The sequence below is a fragment of the Burkholderia sp. F1 genome (assembly GCF_050813845.1).
Taxonomy (GTDB): domain Bacteria; phylum Pseudomonadota; class Gammaproteobacteria; order Burkholderiales; family Burkholderiaceae; genus Burkholderia; species Burkholderia ubonensis.
In genome coordinates this window covers 3,009,165-3,024,912 of record NZ_CP172421.1, presented here as the reverse complement: position 1 = coordinate 3,024,912, position 15,748 = coordinate 3,009,165, and the positions used below count along the sequence as shown (strand labels likewise).

The 15,748-nt window shown below is 66.7% G+C and carries 16 protein-coding genes; 6 read left to right on the top strand and 10 right to left on the bottom strand.

Annotation, left to right across the window (positions count from 1 at the left end):
• Nucleotides 1-229: 229 nt before the first annotated feature.
• From ACFIMZ_RS14225 to ACFIMZ_RS14195, 7 genes are all read right to left on the bottom strand, one after another.
• The gene (locus tag ACFIMZ_RS14225) at nucleotides 230-775 is read right to left on the bottom strand and encodes a diacylglycerol kinase (RefSeq protein ID WP_431820065.1); all 546 of its coding nucleotides are present in this window, start codon (nucleotides 773-775) and stop codon (nucleotides 230-232) included.
• Complete coding sequence (locus ACFIMZ_RS14220) at nucleotides 772-1,806, bottom strand: glycosyltransferase family 4 protein (RefSeq protein ID WP_431820064.1); 1,035 nt, start codon at nucleotides 1,804-1,806, stop codon at nucleotides 772-774. The genes ACFIMZ_RS14225 and ACFIMZ_RS14220 overlap by 4 nt, the downstream gene beginning before the upstream one ends.
• Before the next feature lie 41 nt (nucleotides 1,807-1,847).
• Nucleotides 1,848-2,783 (bottom strand): UDP-2,3-diacylglucosamine diphosphatase, encoded by a 936-nt coding sequence (locus ACFIMZ_RS14215; protein WP_431820063.1) that lies wholly within the window; start codon nucleotides 2,781-2,783, stop codon nucleotides 1,848-1,850.
• 163 nt (nucleotides 2,784-2,946) lie between these two features.
• Complete coding sequence (locus ACFIMZ_RS14210; RefSeq protein WP_431820062.1) at nucleotides 2,947-3,447, bottom strand: RDD family protein; 501 nt, start codon at nucleotides 3,445-3,447, stop codon at nucleotides 2,947-2,949.
• A gap of 6 nt (nucleotides 3,448-3,453) precedes the next feature.
• A complete protein-coding gene (locus tag ACFIMZ_RS14205) occupies nucleotides 3,454-4,209 on the bottom strand; it encodes a DUF3106 domain-containing protein (protein ID WP_431820061.1) in 756 nt (251 codons plus the stop codon).
• Nucleotides 4,210-4,237: 28 nt separating this feature from the next.
• The gene (locus tag ACFIMZ_RS14200) at nucleotides 4,238-4,666 is read right to left on the bottom strand and encodes a DUF3619 family protein (RefSeq protein WP_059759616.1); all 429 of its coding nucleotides are present in this window, start codon (nucleotides 4,664-4,666) and stop codon (nucleotides 4,238-4,240) included.
• Nucleotides 4,663-5,226 (bottom strand): RNA polymerase sigma factor, encoded by a 564-nt coding sequence (locus ACFIMZ_RS14195; RefSeq protein WP_042585928.1) that lies wholly within the window; start codon nucleotides 5,224-5,226, stop codon nucleotides 4,663-4,665. The genes ACFIMZ_RS14200 and ACFIMZ_RS14195 overlap by 4 nt, the downstream gene beginning before the upstream one ends.
• Before the next feature lie 352 nt (nucleotides 5,227-5,578).
• Between ACFIMZ_RS14195 and ACFIMZ_RS14190 the strand changes: the two genes are divergently transcribed.
• The 6 genes from ACFIMZ_RS14190 (at nucleotide 5,579) to ACFIMZ_RS14165 (ending at nucleotide 12,558) form a co-directional block, all read left to right on the top strand.
• Nucleotides 5,579-7,342, top strand: a complete 1,764-nt coding sequence (locus ACFIMZ_RS14190; RefSeq protein WP_431820060.1) for an acetolactate synthase 3 catalytic subunit — start codon at nucleotides 5,579-5,581, stop codon at nucleotides 7,340-7,342.
• 111 nt (nucleotides 7,343-7,453) lie between these two features.
• Nucleotides 7,454-7,945 (top strand): acetolactate synthase small subunit, encoded by a 492-nt coding sequence (ilvN, locus tag ACFIMZ_RS14185; protein ID WP_006398781.1) that lies wholly within the window; start codon nucleotides 7,454-7,456, stop codon nucleotides 7,943-7,945.
• 94 nt (nucleotides 7,946-8,039) lie between these two features.
• Nucleotides 8,040-9,056 carry a ketol-acid reductoisomerase gene (gene ilvC / locus ACFIMZ_RS14180; RefSeq protein WP_059448723.1) on the top strand — a complete coding sequence of 339 codons (1,017 nt, stop codon included), beginning with the start codon at nucleotides 8,040-8,042 and terminating at the stop codon, nucleotides 9,054-9,056.
• A 127-nt stretch (nucleotides 9,057-9,183) separates the two neighbouring features.
• On the top strand, nucleotides 9,184-9,828 hold the full coding sequence (locus ACFIMZ_RS14175) for a phosphatidylserine decarboxylase (RefSeq protein ID WP_059566267.1): 645 nt from the start codon (nucleotides 9,184-9,186) through the stop codon (nucleotides 9,826-9,828).
• Nucleotides 9,829-9,843: 15 nt separating this feature from the next.
• On the top strand, nucleotides 9,844-10,710 hold the full coding sequence (pssA, locus tag ACFIMZ_RS14170) for a CDP-diacylglycerol--serine O-phosphatidyltransferase (RefSeq protein ID WP_084904532.1): 867 nt from the start codon (nucleotides 9,844-9,846) through the stop codon (nucleotides 10,708-10,710).
• A gap of 303 nt (nucleotides 10,711-11,013) precedes the next feature.
• On the top strand, nucleotides 11,014-12,558 hold the full coding sequence (locus ACFIMZ_RS14165; protein ID WP_431820059.1) for a 2-isopropylmalate synthase: 1,545 nt from the start codon (nucleotides 11,014-11,016) through the stop codon (nucleotides 12,556-12,558).
• A gap of 67 nt (nucleotides 12,559-12,625) precedes the next feature.
• Here ACFIMZ_RS14165 and ACFIMZ_RS14160 read toward each other — a convergent pair whose 3' ends face one another.
• The 3 genes from ACFIMZ_RS14160 to ACFIMZ_RS14150 form a co-directional block, all read right to left on the bottom strand.
• Complete coding sequence (locus ACFIMZ_RS14160) at nucleotides 12,626-14,176, bottom strand: SulP family inorganic anion transporter (protein WP_431820058.1); 1,551 nt, start codon at nucleotides 14,174-14,176, stop codon at nucleotides 12,626-12,628.
• Between the two features lie 46 nt (nucleotides 14,177-14,222).
• Entirely contained in the window at nucleotides 14,223-14,864 is a 642-nt protein-coding gene (locus tag ACFIMZ_RS14155) for a carbonic anhydrase (RefSeq protein ID WP_431820057.1), read from the bottom strand.
• A 381-nt stretch (nucleotides 14,865-15,245) separates the two neighbouring features.
• Nucleotides 15,246-15,746 carry a hypothetical protein gene (locus ACFIMZ_RS14150; RefSeq protein WP_010091185.1) on the bottom strand — a complete coding sequence of 167 codons (501 nt, stop codon included), beginning with the start codon at nucleotides 15,744-15,746 and terminating at the stop codon, nucleotides 15,246-15,248.
• Nucleotides 15,747-15,748: the final 2 nt, after the last annotated feature.

Sequence of the window (15,748 nt, the reverse complement as noted above, 5' to 3'; positions counted from 1 at the left end):
GCCCTGTGTGTGCCGGACTGGCGGGCGCTGCAATCGATGCTGCGTGATTCGTCCGGCGCGGGTTGCTGTTATATGTCTAGCGGACGATTATAAACCGGGGTTTCGCCGGTCCGGTGCATTTCGTGATCGGGGCATACCCGGCGACCCCGCGCCGCTTGTCTGGCTCGGCCAAACTTGCACTACGACCGGCAACGCACGTTCGCAAGCCCGTCATCAGCGTGAACAGGCCCTAGAAGCCGAGCCAGCGCGCGACGACCGGGCCGAGCACGAAACCCCACGTCGTCACGCACGCGAACAGGGCAACCGTGACGGCCGCGCTGCCGAGGTCCTTCGCACGCTTCGACAGTTCGTGGCGCTCGAGCGAGATGCGGTCGATCGCGGCTTCGACGCTCGAGTTCAGCAGCTCGACGATCAGCACCAGCAGCACCGAGGCGATCAGGAGCGCGCGCGACGCGGCGGGCACCGGCGCGAACGCGCCGATGGGCAGCATCAGCGCGGCGAGCGTCAGTTCCTGGCGGAATGCGCTCTCCTCGCGGATCGCGACCCGGAAACCGTTCAGCGAATGCTTGAGCGCGTACCACGCGCGCGTGAGGCCGCGATTGCGCTTGTACGGATTCGGCGGCAGCGGCGCGAGCGGATCGTCGGTGCCGAGCGGTTCGTGCGCTGCCATGTCGGCATGCGGCTCGCCGCCTGACGGTTCATCCTCGTCGAACGGCCGGTGCCGTTGCGGTTGCGCGGGCGGTGGGGGAATCTGTTCGTGCGGGTCTCGTTTCAAACGGCAGCACCTTCGGTGGTCGTGTATAAGTCCTTCGGCAGCGGTTTCAGATGCGACGCGAACTGCTCGGACGCGGCGCGCCACGAGAAGCGCTCCGCCCACTCGCGGGCGGTCGCGCGCTCGATCTTCAGCGCTTCGAGGCAGGCTTCCTGCAGGTCCTCGTGCATTGCGCCCGCGTTGCCGCCGCCGAGCACGTCGATCGGGCCGGTGACCGGGTAGGCCGCGACCGGCGTGCCGCATGCGAGCGCCTCGAGCAGCACGAGCCCGAAGGTGTCGGTGCGGCTCGGAAACACGAACACGTCCGCGGCCGCATAGACCTTCGCGAGCTCGGCCTGCGACAGCACGCCGAGGTAGTTCGCCTCCGGATAGCGCGACTTCAGCTCCGCGAGCGCGGGGCCTTCGCCCGCGACCCACTTCGAGCCGGGCAGGTCGAGCCGCAGGAACGCCTCGACGTTCTTCTCGATCGCGACGCGGCCGACGTACAGGAAGATCGGCCGTGCGGTGTTGAGGACCTTGGACTCCATGGGCCGGAAGATATCGAGATCCACGCCGCGTGTCCACAGGACGACGTTCGTGAAGCCGTACTGCTCGAGGTCGTGCTTGACGACCGGCGTCGGCGCCATCACCGCGAGCGACGGCGCGTGGAACCAGTGCAGGAAGCGGTAGGTCGCGGTCAGCGGGATGCCAAAGCGCGCCTGCACGTATTCCGGGAAGCGCGTGTGATACGCGGTCGTGAACGGCAGCTTGCGCGCGCGCGCATAGCGGCGCGCGGCGAGGCCGAGCGGGCCCTCGGTCGCGATGTGCAGCGCGTCGGGCGCGAACGCGTCGATCCGCGCGCGCAGCTTGCGGTACGGCAGGATCGACAGGCGGATTTCCGGATAGGTCGGGCAGGGCACCGTGCGGAATTCGAGCGGCGTCAGCAGTTCGACGCGGTGGCCGAGGGCCGTGAGTTCGCGGGACGTGCTCTTCAGCGTGCGCACGACGCCGTTGACCTGCGGTTCCCACGCATCGGTGACGATCATGATCTTCATCGCGGCATGTGTCCTGTAAGTAAGTGCTGGGGAGGGTGCAGTCAGGCCGTAGCCTTGGTCTTGCGCGAGACGGCCGCGGACGGCGTGCGCATCGCCGTCCAGTAGACGACCTTCAGCTCGCCTTCCATCGTTTCGACGAGCGCGGACAGGCTCTCGACCCAATCGCCGTCGTTGCAGTACAGCACGCCGTCGATGTCGCGGATCTCCGCCTTGTGGATGTGGCCGCAGACGACGCCGTCGCAGCCGCGCCGGCGCGCTTCGTCGGTCATCACGGTCTCGAACTGCGAGATGAAGTTGACCGCGTTCTTCACCTGGTGCTTCAGGTACTGCGACAGCGACCAGTACTGGAAGCCGAGCCGGTTGCGGATCCGGTTGAACCACCGGTTCAGCACGAGGATCAGCGTGTAGAGCGTATCGCCGAGGTACGCGAGCCATTTCGCGTGCTGGATCACGCCGTCGAACAGGTCGCCGTGCACGATCCACAAACGTTTGCCCGACAGCGTCGTGTGGAACGCCTCGCCGCGCACCTGGATGTCGCCGAACGCGAGGTCGCAGAACTGCCGGGCGCCTTCGTCGTGGTTGCCCGGGATGTAGACGACCTGCGTGCCCTTGCGGGCCTTGCGCAGGATCTTCTGCACGACGTCGTTGTGCGCCTGCGGCCAGTACCAGCCTTTTTTCAGCTGCCAGCCGTCGATGATGTCGCCGACGAGGTACAGGTATTCCGAATCGTTGTGGCGCAGGAAGTCGAGCAGGTACGTGGCCTGGCAGCCGCTCGAGCCGAGATGGATGTCGGACAGCCAGATGGTGCGGTAGCGATGCGCGGACGGCTCGTGATCGTCGTGCTGCGTGGCGGACGCGGCAGGCGGTTCATGTGTCGAGAGGGCGTCGGCCGCGGCCGAGCCGGACAGGAAGGCGGTGGCGGCGCGGGCGCCGAGGGGGTGACGAAACAGGGAGGTCGCGGACGTTTTCTGGCCCATGCATGACTCGCGCCGGTTGACATTACCGGCATTGCGCCATGCGGGCGTGACTGTGACGTGACAGTCACAAGACGTTCTTATTACGGCGCGCAGGCTCCGTTCAGGGGTGAATTTTCGAGCGCCGCGCGAAGGTGGCGGGCGGCCGGTCCGGGGGAGGCGACGGTCAGCGCGGCAGCGCGACGACGCGGGTGCGCGCGAGCCGGTCGTGCGGGAACTGGCGGTCCGGATGCAGCCGCGCCGCGCCGGCCCACGCGGCGATCCAGGCGCCGGCGAGCGCGAGCGTGACAGGCACGGACAGGCCGAGGAGCGGGTGCAGCGCGAGCGGCGGCACGAACCACAGCCAGCCGAGCGCATAGCGGACGAGCGCGTGGCCGGCGGTCAGCGGCCGGCCGCTCGCCGACTCGATCCGCAGGCGCCAGGTTTTCATCGGCAGCGTCTGGCCGCCGTGCGTCCAGAACCAGACGAAATACGCGCCGACGACGAGCGCGATCCACGCGGCGAGCAGGTTGTGATGGACGAGGCCGTTGCGCTGCTGCGTCGCGAGCGCGAACGCGAGGCCGGCGAAGAACACGACGCCGAACAGCAGGACGCCCTCGTAGAGCAGCGCGGCGAGACGCCGCCGGACGGACGGCGGGGTGGCAGGAGACGGGCTCGTGTGCGGCACGGCCGCTCAGGAGCCCTTGAACAGCGACGGCGCGTCGGCGGGCGACACGGGCGCCGGCGCGGCCGGCGCCGGGGCTGCGCCGGCGGTGGCCGAGGCGACCGCCGGTGGTGCGGCGGCGCCGCTCGACGCGGGCTGCGCCTGCGGCACGACGCCCGCGCCGCTCGCCGGATGCTCGTGCGAGTTCACGAGGCGGCGGACGTCGCGGTCGCCCTTGCCGGTCGGCGGCGCGCTGACGACGGTCGGCCGGCGGCGGCGCTCGGCCGCCGCGAGGCGCTCCTTCTGTTCCTCGGGCAACTGCTGGTAGGCCTTCCACGCGCGCTCACGCGCCTGCGCGGACAGGTCCTTCGCGGTCTGGTAGTTCTCGCGCGCGACGCGGCGCTGCTCGGGCGTCATCCTGACCCATTCGGTCATGCGCTCCTGCAGGCGCTTCTGTGCATCGGGCGTCATCTTCGGGTAGCGTGCCGCGATCTTCAGCCATTTGCGCTTGCGGGCGTCGCTGAACGAATCCCATTGGTCGGCGAACGGCGCGAGCGCGACGTGCTGCGCGGGCGTCAGGCGCGCCCACGACAGCGGGCCGGCGGCGGCGGGCAGCGGCGCGAGGTCGGCGGTCAGCGCGATGGCGGCCGACGCGAGCGCAGGCGCGTTGGTCGCGACGGCGACCGCCTCGGGTTGCGGGTGGAAACGCGGGTACGTGGCGACGTAGGCGACGGCGATCGCGATCACGCATCCGAAAAATACGGCCAGGCCGCGCTTCTGACTCACCCGTGCGATCCCCTCGTTGCTTGTCTGATTAGTGGGCGTGCGAAAGATACGCGTTGAACCCGTGATCGAGGTACGCGTTGAGCGGCAGGTCGTCGCTGAGCATCGCCGCGTCGATGTCGGCCAGCTCGGCGGTGCGCTGCATGTCTTCCCAGTACGCGATGCCGACGAGGCCGGCGAGCAGCAGCGCGAGCGGCCACGCGCGCAGCAGGCGGCGCGCCAACGACACCGGCTGGCGCGCAGGCGTGACCACCGGGCCGTAGGCGCCGGCCGCGCCGGCGAAGGCGGGGACGAACACCGGCGCCGCCACGGGCTCCGGCTTCTTGCGCGCGAGCGCGGCCTGGCGGGCGGCGGCCAGCCGGTCGGTGGTGGCGGCCGGCAGCGCGGCCGCGCGCTCATCGAGCGCGCGGCGCACCTTCAGCGCGATTTCGAGTTCTCGGTTTGCAGGAGCGGAGCTCATAGCGTGATTCCTTTGGCCTTGAGCGCTTCCGCCAGCGTGTGGGTGGCTCGCGAGCAATGCGTCTTGACGCTGCCTTCGGAGCACCCCATTGCGGCGGCAGTCTCGGCGACATCCATATCTTCCCAGTAACGCATCAGGAACGCTTCCCGTTGACGCGCCGGAAGCTTCTGGATTTCTTCGTCGATCAGGGCCAGAACCTGCTCCCGCTCGAGGCGGTGCTCGCTGCTCTCGACGCCCGGCGTCTGGTCGGCCGCTTCGAGCGTTTCGAGGGGGTCGAAGTCTTCGTCGTCGGTATTGTTCAGCGACGAGAAAAGCGTGACCCAGGTGTTGCGGACCTTCTGCCGGCGGAACCAGTCGTGGATCGCGTTCTGCAGGATCCGCTGAAAAAGCAGCGGCAGCTCGGCGGCCGGGCGGTCGCCGTACTTCTCCGCCAGTTTGATCATCGCGTCCTGCACGATGTCGAGCGACGCATCGTCGTCACGTACCGCGTACGCAGCCTGCTTGAACGCGCGCCTTTCGACGCCCGCCAGAAAGTCGGCGAGTTCCTTGTCTGATGCCATTCCGTAAAGGTATGCGCTGCGGACTGCCGCGTGAAGAAGGTCGAAAAATTTCGTAAAACCCGCGGATGCTAACAAATTTTCGCGCTGCTTGGCACCGGGTTGGGGGCGGCGCGTTGCGCGCGAACCGCGGCGCGGGGCTGCCCGCGGGCGGCGATGATGCACTGCGGGACATTTTGCTTGACGGCGTTCGCGCGACCCGCTATCGTCGTCCGTTCGCAACATGAGTGATGGTCTCATTTGAGGCTGGCCCAAGAAGCCCGCCCTTCAAACTGGACGCGCCGCTTGAACCCGAGCCACAAGCCCGGCAGAGAGCACCCGATCAATTTTTTGCCGAAAATTCGATAGGTCAACGATGAACATGCCCAGCGCGGAATTCTCCACGTCGGAACCCCTTTCCCCTCCCGATAGCGACTCGATCGGCGCCACCGTGCTCATGAAGGCACTGGCCGACGAAAACGTCGAATTCATCTGGGGCTACCCCGGCGGCTCGGTTCTCTATATCTACGACGAGCTCTACAAGCAGGACAAGATTCAGCACGTGCTGGTGCGCCACGAACAGGCGGCCGTGCACGCAGCCGATGCGTATGCGCGTTCCACCGGCAATGTCGGCGTCTGTCTCGTGACGTCCGGCCCCGGCGTCACCAACGCGGTGACCGGCATCGCGACGGCCTACATGGATTCGATCCCGATGGTCGTGATCAGCGGCCAGGTGCCGACCGCGGCGATCGGCCAGGACGCGTTCCAGGAATGCGACACGGTCGGCATCACGCGTCCGTGCGTGAAGCACAACTTCCTCGTGAAGGACGTGCGCGAGCTCGCCGAAACCGTCAAGAAGGCGTTCTACATCGCGCGCACCGGCCGCCCGGGCCCGGTGCTGATCGACATCCCGAAGGACATCTCGAAGACGCCGTGCGAGTACGTGCCCGTCAAGAGCGTGTCGCTGCGCTCGTACAACCCGGTCACGAAAGGCCATTCGGGCCAGATCCGCAAGGCGGTGTCGCTGCTGCTGTCGGCGAAGCGCCCGTACATCTATACCGGCGGCGGCATCATCCTCGCCGACGCGTCGCGCGAGCTGAACCAGTTCGCGGACCTGCTCGGCTACCCGGTCACCAACACGCTGATGGGCCTCGGCGGCTATCGCGCGTCGGACAAGAAATTCCTCGGCATGCTCGGCATGCACGGCACCTACGAAGCGAACATGGCGATGCAGCACTGCGACGTGCTGATCGCGATCGGCGCGCGCTTCGACGACCGCGTGATCGGCGACCCGGCGCACTTCGCGTCGCGTCCGCGCAAGATCATCCACATCGACATCGACCCGTCGTCGATCTCGAAGCGCGTGAAGGTCGACATCCCGATCGTCGGCGACGTGAAGGAAGTGCTGAAGGAGCTGATCGAGCAGCTGCAGACGGCCGAGCACGGCCCGGACACCGAGGCGCTCGCGCAATGGTGGAAGGACATCGAAGGCTGGCGCGCGAAGGACTGCCTGAAGTACGACCGCGAAAGCGAGATCATCAAGCCGCAGTACGTGGTCGAGAAGGCGTGGGAGCTGACGGACGGCAACGCGTTCGTGTGCTCGGACGTCGGCCAGCACCAGATGTGGGCCGCGCAGTTCTACCGCTTCAACAAGCCGCGCCGCTGGATCAATTCGGGCGGCCTCGGCACGATGGGCTTCGGCCTGCCGGCGGCGATGGGCGTCAAGATGGCGCACCCGGACGACGACGTGCTGTGCATCACGGGCGAAGGCTCGATCCAGATGTGCATCCAGGAGTTGTCGACCTGCCTGCAGTACGACACGCCGATCAAGATCATTTCGCTGAACAACCGCTACCTCGGCATGGTTCGCCAGTGGCAGCAGATCGAATACAGCAAGCGCTATTCGCATTCGTACATGGATGCGCTGCCGGACTTCGTGAAGCTCGCCGAGGCATACGGCCATGTCGGCATGCGCATCGAAAGGACTGCGGACGTCGAGCCGGCGCTGAAGGAAGCGCTGCGCCTGAAGGACCGCACCGTGTTTCTCGACTTCCAGACCGATCCGACCGAAAACGTCTGGCCGATGGTCCAGGCCGGCAAGGGCATCACCGAGATGCTGCTCGGATCGGAAGATCTGTAACGGCGCGGCGCGCGCGAGGCCGGATGCGGCCGCCTTCACGAAAGGCGGCGCGGCATACGGCGGCGCGCGACGCGGGCTAATCGACACGGACACATTCTGGAAGAAGCGAACATGAGACACATCATTTCCGTCCTGCTGGAAAACGAACCGGGCGCGCTGTCGCGCGTGGTCGGCCTGTTTTCCGCACGCGGCTACAACATCGAAACCTTGACGGTGGCGCCGACCGAAGACCAATCGCTGTCGCGGCTCACCATCGTTTCCATCGGCTCCGACGACGTGATCGAACAGATCACGAAGCATCTGAACCGCCTGATCGAGGTGGTGAAAGTGGTGGACCTGACCGACGGTGCACACATCGAACGCGAGCTGATGCTGATCAAGGTGCGTGCAGTGGGCAAGGAGCGCGAAGAGATGAAGCGGATGTCGGACATTTTCCGGGGCCGCATCATCGACGTGACCGAGAAGACCTACACGATCGAATTGACGGGCGCGAGCGACAAGCTCGACGCATTCATCCAGGGGCTGGACGCGGGCGCGATCCTCGAGACCGTGCGCACCGGCAGCTCCGGCATCGGACGCGGCGAGCGCATCCTGAAGGTGTGATGCCGGACAGGCACGCCGGGTGCGCCGTCATGTCCCGGCCCGCAGTACTCCATCTGAACGAATTTTGAATTTTTGAATTAGCGAAGGAACCATCATGAACGTTTTCTACGACAAAGACGCCGACCTCTCCCTCATCAAGGGCAAGCAAGTCACGATCATCGGCTACGGCTCGCAAGGCCACGCGCACGCGCTGAACCTGAAGGACAGCGGCGTGAACGTGACGGTCGGCCTCCGCAAGGGCGGCGCGTCGTGGAGCAAGGCCGAGAACGCCGGCCTGTCGGTCAAGGAAGTCGCTGAAGCGGTGAAGGGCGCCGACGTCGTGATGATGCTGCTGCCGGACGAGCAGATCGCCGACGTGTACGCGAAGGAAGTGCACGCGAACATCAAGCAGGGCGCGGCGCTCGCATTCGCGCATGGCTTCAACGTCCACTACGGCCAGGTGATCCCGCGCGCCGACCTCGACGTGATCATGATCGCGCCGAAGGCGCCGGGCCACACGGTGCGCGGCACGTACTCGCAGGGTGGCGGCGTGCCGCACCTGATCGCGGTTGCGCAGAACAAGTCGGGCGCGGCGCGCGACATCGCGCTGTCGTACGCAGCAGCGAACGGCGGCGGCCGTGCGGGCATCATCGAGACGAACTTCCGTGAAGAGACGGAAACCGACCTGTTCGGCGAGCAGGCCGTGCTGTGCGGCGGCACCGTCGAGCTGATCAAGGCCGGTTTCGAGACGCTGGTCGAAGCGGGCTACGCGCCGGAAATGGCGTACTTCGAGTGCCTGCACGAGCTGAAGCTGATCGTCGACCTGATCTACGAAGGCGGCATCGCGAACATGAACTACTCGATCTCGAACAACGCCGAATACGGCGAGTACGTGACGGGCCCGCGCGTCGTCACGGAAGAGACGAAGAAGGCGATGAAGCAGTGCCTGACCGACATCCAGACCGGCGAATACGCGAAGAGCTTCATTCTCGAGAACAAGGCCGGCGCACCGACGCTGCAGTCGCGCCGCCGCCTGACGGCCGAGCACCAGATCGAGCAGGTCGGCGCGAAGCTGCGCGCGATGATGCCGTGGATCGCGAAGAACAAGCTCGTCGACCAGTCGAAGAACTAAGCAGCGCGAGCTGTTCCGGCCCTTCGAGAGGAGGGTCGGTAGCAAAAAGCCGCCCGATGGCAGCAGTGCCCCGGGCGGCTTTTGCTATCCTACGGGCTTTGCAATTCACCGAACACAGAACGAATCCATGAACTATCCTCATCCGATCATCGCGCGCGAAGGCTGGCCGTTCATCGCGATTGCAGCCGTCATCGCGCTGTTGATCCATGCCGTCGGGGGCTTCGGCTTCGCGTGGCCGTTCTGGCTGCTGGTCGTCTTCGTCGTCCAGTTCTTCCGCGACCCGCAGCGCCCGATCCCGGCGCAGCCGAACGCGGTGCTGTGCCCGGCCGACGGCCGCATCGTCGCGGTCGAGACCGCGCAGGATCCGTATGCGAACCGCGAAGCGCTGAAGATCAGCGTGTTCATGAATGTCTTCAACGTCCACTCGCAGCGTTCGCCGGTGGACGGCGCCGTGACCAAGGTCGAGTACTTCCCGGGCGCGTTCCTGAACGCGGCGATCGACAAGGCGTCGACCGAGAACGAGCGCAACGCCGTCGTGATCCAGACGGCCAGCGGCAAGACCGTCACCGCGGTGCAGATCGCGGGCCTCGTCGCGCGCCGCATCCTGTGCTACGTGCGCGCCGGCGAGCCGCTGTCGCGCGGCCAGCGCTACGGCTTCATCCGCTTCGGTTCGCGCGTCGACGTATACCTGCCGCTCGGCAGCCGCGCGAAGGTGTCGATCGGCGAGAAGGTCTACGCGTCGTCGACGATCCTCGCCGAGCTGGAACAGTAAGCGGCGGGGCGCACGATGGCCGCATTCAAACCGCGCCGGCCGCGCAACGGCACCCTGCGGCCGTTCCGCCGCAACAAGTCGGTCGCGCCCGATCCGGCGCCGATCGTCGAGAGCCGCCGCGCGAAGCGCCAGCAGTTCCTGAAGACGCGCGGCATCTACCTGCTGCCGAATGCGTTCACCACGGCCGCGCTGTTCTGCGGGTTCTTCGCGGTGGTGCAGGCGATGAACGTGCGCTTCGAGATCGCCGCGATCGCGATCTTCGCCGCGATGGTGCTCGACGGGATGGACGGGCGGGTCGCGCGCATGACGCATACGCAGAGCGCGTTCGGCGAGCAGTTCGACAGCCTGTCCGACATGGTGTCGTTCGGCGTCGCGCCGGCGCTCGTGATGTACGAGTGGGTGCTGAAGGATCTCGGCCGCTGGGGCTGGCTCGCCGCGTTCGTCTACTGCTCGGGCGCCGCGCTGCGCCTCGCGCGCTTCAACGCGAACATCGGGGTGGTCGACAAGCGCTTCTTCCAGGGGCTGCCGAGCCCGGCCGCCGCGGCGCTGATCGCCGGCTTCGTGTGGCTCGCGACCGACAACCGCGTGCCGATGAAGCTCGGCTGGCTGCCGTGGGTCGCGTTCGTGCTGACCATCTATGCAGGCGTGACGATGGTGTCGAACGCGCCGTTCTACAGCGGCAAGGCGCTCGACGTGCGCCACCGCGTGCCGTTCGCGGCGACCCTGCTGGTCGTCGTCGCGTTCGTGCTGGTGTCGTCCGATCCGCCGCTGATGCTGTTCTGCCTGTTCGTGCTGTACGGGCTGTCCGGCTACGTGTTCTGGGCCTACATGGCGGTGCGCGGGCGTCCGAATCCGGCGCGCTCGTCGCAGCGCGAGCATTGACGCGCGACACGTTCCGAAACGGCGGCCTGCGGGCCGCCGTTTTTATGTGCCCCTTTTTCCACCCACACTTCGGGAGTCGTCCGATTGCGCGGCCTGCGGAATGCCGCTATAGTCGTCGGCATGACTGCATTTTCCCGCCTCTCCCTCCTTCTAGCCGGTGCGCCGCTACGCGCGCTAGCGCTAGCGCGCCTGCCGCGCTGACCGTTTTCGCCCCCCGTCCAGGCTCGTCTGTCGTTCAGCGTCGCCAGCGGTGGCGCGAATCCATCTCGTTGTACCCCCGAACAAAGAGCCTTGGAGCCCCCCATGACAGACAAGCTGATCATTTTCGATACGACGTTGCGTGACGGTGAACAGTCGCCCGGCGCGTCGATGACGAAGGAAGAGAAGATCCGGATCGCGAAGCATCTCGAACGGATGAAGGTCGACGTGATCGAGGCCGGCTTCGCCGCCAGCTCGAACGGCGACTTCGACGCGATCCACACGATCGCGGGTCTCGTGAAGGACAGCACGATCTGCTCGCTGGCGCGGGCGAACGATAAGGACATCCAGCGCGCGGCCGACGCGCTGAAGCCGGCGGACAGCTTCCGGATCCATACGTTCATCGCGACGTCGCCGCTGCACATGGAAAAGAAGCTGCGCATGACGCCGGACCAGGTGTTCGAGCAGGCGCGCCTCGCGGTGCGTTTCGCGCGCAAGTTCACCGACAACGTCGAATTCTCGCCGGAAGACGGCAGCCGCTCGGACATGGACTTCCTCTGCCGCGTGCTGGAAGCCGTGATCGCGGAGGGCGCGACGACGATCAACATCGCCGATACGGTCGGCTACGGCGTGCCTGAGCTGTACGGCAACCTCGTGAAGACGCTGCGCGAGCGCATCCCGAACTCGGACAAGGCGATCTTCTCGGTGCACTGCCACAACGACCTCGGGATGGCGGTTGCGAACTCGCTCGCCGGCGTGAAGATCGGCGGCGCGCGCCAGGTCGAATGCACGATCAACGGTCTCGGCGAGCGCGCGGGCAACACGTCGCTCGAGGAAATCGTGATGGCCGTGAAGACCCGCAAGGACTATTTCGGCCTCGACGTCGGCATCGACACGACGCAGATCGTGCCGACCTCGAAGCTCGTGTCGCAGATCACCGGCTTCGTCGTGCAGCCGAACAAGGCGGTGGTCGGCGCGAACGCGTTCGCGCACGCGTCGGGCATCCACCAGGACGGCGTGCTGAAGGCGCGCGACACGTACGAGATCATGCGTGCGGAAGACGTGGGCTGGACCGCCAACAAGATCGTGCTCGGCAAGCTGTCGGGCCGCAACGCGTTCAAGCAGCGCCTGCAGGAGCTCGGCATCGCGCTCGACAGCGAAGCCGACCTGAACGCCGCGTTCATGCGCTTCAAGGATCTGGCCGACCGCAAGGCGGAAATCTTCGACGAAGATATCATCGCGATCGTGTCCGAGGAAGCCGCGCAGGCAGCCGAGCAGGAGCACTTCAAGTTCGTGTCGCTCGCGCAGCATTCCGAGACGGGCGAGCAGCCGCACGCGAAGGTCGTGTTCGCGGTCGACGGCAAGGAAGTGACCGGCGAGGCGCGCGGCAACGGCCCGGTCGACGCGACGTTCAACGCGATCGAAGGCGAGGTCGGCAGCGGTTCCGAACTGCTGCTGTACTCGGTCAACGCCATCACGACCGGCACGCAGGCGCAGGGCGAAGTGACGGTGCGCCTGTCGAAGAGCGGGCGGATCGTCAACGGCGTCGGCACCGATCCGGATATCGTCGCGGCGTCCGCGAAGGCCTATATTTCGGCGCTGAACAAGCTGCAGGCGAAGGACGACAAGCTCAACCCGCAGCGCTCGTAAGCGCGTCGCGCGCCGTCGAAACGCCCCGTGCGGCTCCATGCCGCCGGGGCGTTTTTTCATCTCGGGCTCACTCCGCGGCGCTCGCGCGGAATTGCCAGCGCCGCGCGGCGGCGCGAGGCGACGGGCACGGCCGGCGAAACTCGACCGCGATCCCGCGCCGCGGCGCGTCGGCGATGAACGCATCGAGCAGTTCGAGCACGTCGTGGTCGATGTAGTCGGCGCGCGTCGCGTCGATGATCACCGCCGCGCGGTCCGGAATGTGCCGCAGGTGGTGCTTGACCTGCACCTTGCCGAGAAACGACACGTCCTTGCGGAACGACAGCAGGAAGTGGTCGTCATGCTGCGCGAGCGTGACCGGGCTTTGCAGGTTCGCGACGGCGACCGTGAGGACGCTGCACGCGAGGCCGAGCGCGATGCCGAACAGCAGGTCGACGGCGAGCACGCCGGCGATCGTCGCGACGAACGGCGCGAACGCGGCCGGCCCCTGTTTTGCGACCGAGCGGAACAGCGCCGGCTTGGTCAGCTTGAAACCGGTGTGGATCAGGATGGCCGCGAGGCTCGCGAGCGGGATCAGGTTGATGAGGCCCGTGAGCGCGAACACGCTGACGAGCAGCAGCACGCCGTGCACGATTGCCGACAGCCGGCTTTGCGCGCCCGCGTTGACGTTGACCGAGCTGCGCACGATCACCGACGTGATCGGCAGCCCGCCCATCGCGCCGGCGACGAGATTGCCGACGCCTTGCGCCTTCAGTTCGCGATCCGGCTGGGTCGGCCGGCGCTTCGGGTCGATCTGCTCGACCGCTTCGAGGCTCAGCAGAGTTTCGAGGCTCGCGACGATCGCCAGCGTGATCGCCACCCGCCAGACGTCCGGGTTGATCAGCTGCGCGAAATTGGGGCCGAGTTCCGCATGCTTGAGCGATGCCGCGAAGGCCGCAAACGACGCGAGCTCGGGCAGCGCGACCCGGTGCGCGGCGCCGGGCGCGAGCGGGGGCGCCAGCGCGCCGAGCACGAGCGTCGCGCCGATGCCGAGCGTGACGACCGCGAGCGGCGCCGGCACCGCGCGCACGATCGCGAAACGGCGCAGCGCGGGCGACTCCCACGCGACCAGCAGCGTGAGCGACGCGAGCGCGGTCGCCGCCGCGATCCACGCGGCGCTCAGGCCGGGCAGCGCGGCGAGCGGTTGCGCGGCAACCCCGCCGATGCCGAGCGCGAACGGGATCTGCTTGACGATCAGCAGCAGCCCGATCGCGGCGAGCATGCCCTTGATGACGGGGGACGGCACGTAGGCCGCGAAGCGGCCGGCGCGCAGCATGCCGAAGCCGAACTGCAGGATGCCGGACAGCAGCACGGCGAGCAGGAATGCCGGGAAGCTGCCGAGTTGCGCAATGCCTTCGACGACGATCACGACGAGCCCGGCGGCGGGGCCGCTGACGGACAGCGACGAGCCGCTCAAGAGCGCGACGACGAGTCCGCCGACGATGCCGGACACGAGCCCGGCGAACGGCTCGACGCCGGACGCGTTGGCGATGCCGAGACACAGCGGCAGCGCGACGAGGAAGACGACGATGCCGGCGACGATGTCGCGCGGCAGTGAGGACAGACGCTCGTTCAGTTTCATGGTCGGGGGAAGGGCGGTTTCGTTGGCGTGCGGGGCGTGATGCGGTTCAGCCGAGCGCCGGTGCGGGCGCGGCCTGCGCGAGCGCGGCGTCCGCAGGCTGCGTCGAGTAGCCGGAATCCAGCTCCTTGAGGCGGCCGTCGGCGAGCGAAAAGATCCAGCCGTGCACGAGCGGCGACGGTTCGCGATCGCGCACGATCGGCGACGCGCGCAGCAGCCGGACCTGTTCGAGCACGTTCAGCTTGGCGAGGCGGTCGGCGGCCGCCGCATCGTCGAGGCCGGCGAGCGTGTCGCGGTGGCGGCGCGCGAGCGCGCACAGCGGCGCGATCCGGCGGCTGACGTGCGGCAGGTCAGTCGGCGGCGGCAGCAGCGACGCGCGCACGCCGCCGCAGCCGTAATGCCCGCAAACGATCACGTGATCGACGTTGAGCACGCGCACCGCGTACTCGAGCACGCTCGCGCAGTTGTCGTCGTCGGGGTGGAACAGGTTCGCGATGTTGCGATGGACGAACAGGTCGCCGGGCGCGCTGTGCGTGATGGCCTCGGCCGGCACGCGACTGTCCGAGCAGCCGATCCATAGCACGCGCGGATTCTGGCCGCGCGCGAGCGCGTCGAAGAAGCCGGGCGTGCGCTCGCGCGCTTCGCGGGCCCAGGCGATGTTGGCGACCAGCATGCTCTTGGGGCGATTCATGAGGACTCCTTTTTGATGAAAGCAAATGAAAATCCATCGAAACGGATGGATCAGGATGCTTTCTAAATTGAAAGGTTCAATTCCGGCTGATATTAGGGGTATGCCCTGGCTCAAGGTGGCAGTGAAACAAATTGTTTCAAATTAAATCGAGATGGTGCATGACCCGCACCAGCTTGAGGCATTCGACTCATCACCGATGCGATTTCTCGTGGAGGTATGTGTGGCGGAGGATTCCGGTTAATGGTTATTGAATTTCATTGATCCGGAAAGGTTTGCTTCTATATTTTGAGATTTAATGGGAGAGCGGTAAAAAAGAAAGGCCATTCGCGCAATAATTCGTGAATGGCCGTTGTGGAAATGCGCTGGAATCGCGCCGCGCGTTCAGAACAGATTGCGGCGATCGGGATCGTGCAGCGGATCGGGGGTTTTCTGCGTGAGCCGCAGGATGCCCTGGCTGTCGAAATAGAAGCTGTACATCATGTACCAGACGTTGTCCTCGAGGTAGCGGTAGGTCCACGCCTCGCGCTTCATCAGTGGAAAGTAGGACGTCTCGACCGGGCGGCCGAAATTGACGAGGACGTCGGTCTTGGTCCACTTGCCGATTTCCGCGCGGTAGAACTCGTTCGGCTGCAGCACCTGCCGAACGTTGACGATCTTGCCGGACCCGTCGACATCGGCTGCGACCGTGATCTCGCCCATCGGCTGGGTCGGCCACATCAGGCGTTTGCCGCCGCCGGGCAGGTCGTAGATTTCGCGCGGCGGGCCCATGCGAGCGACGATCGCCGACTGGTCCTGGCCGGCCTGATATTGCTGCCACGGCTGCGCGCAACCGGCGAACAGCGCTGCCACGCAGGCGAGCAGCACCGGGACACGAATACGCATGT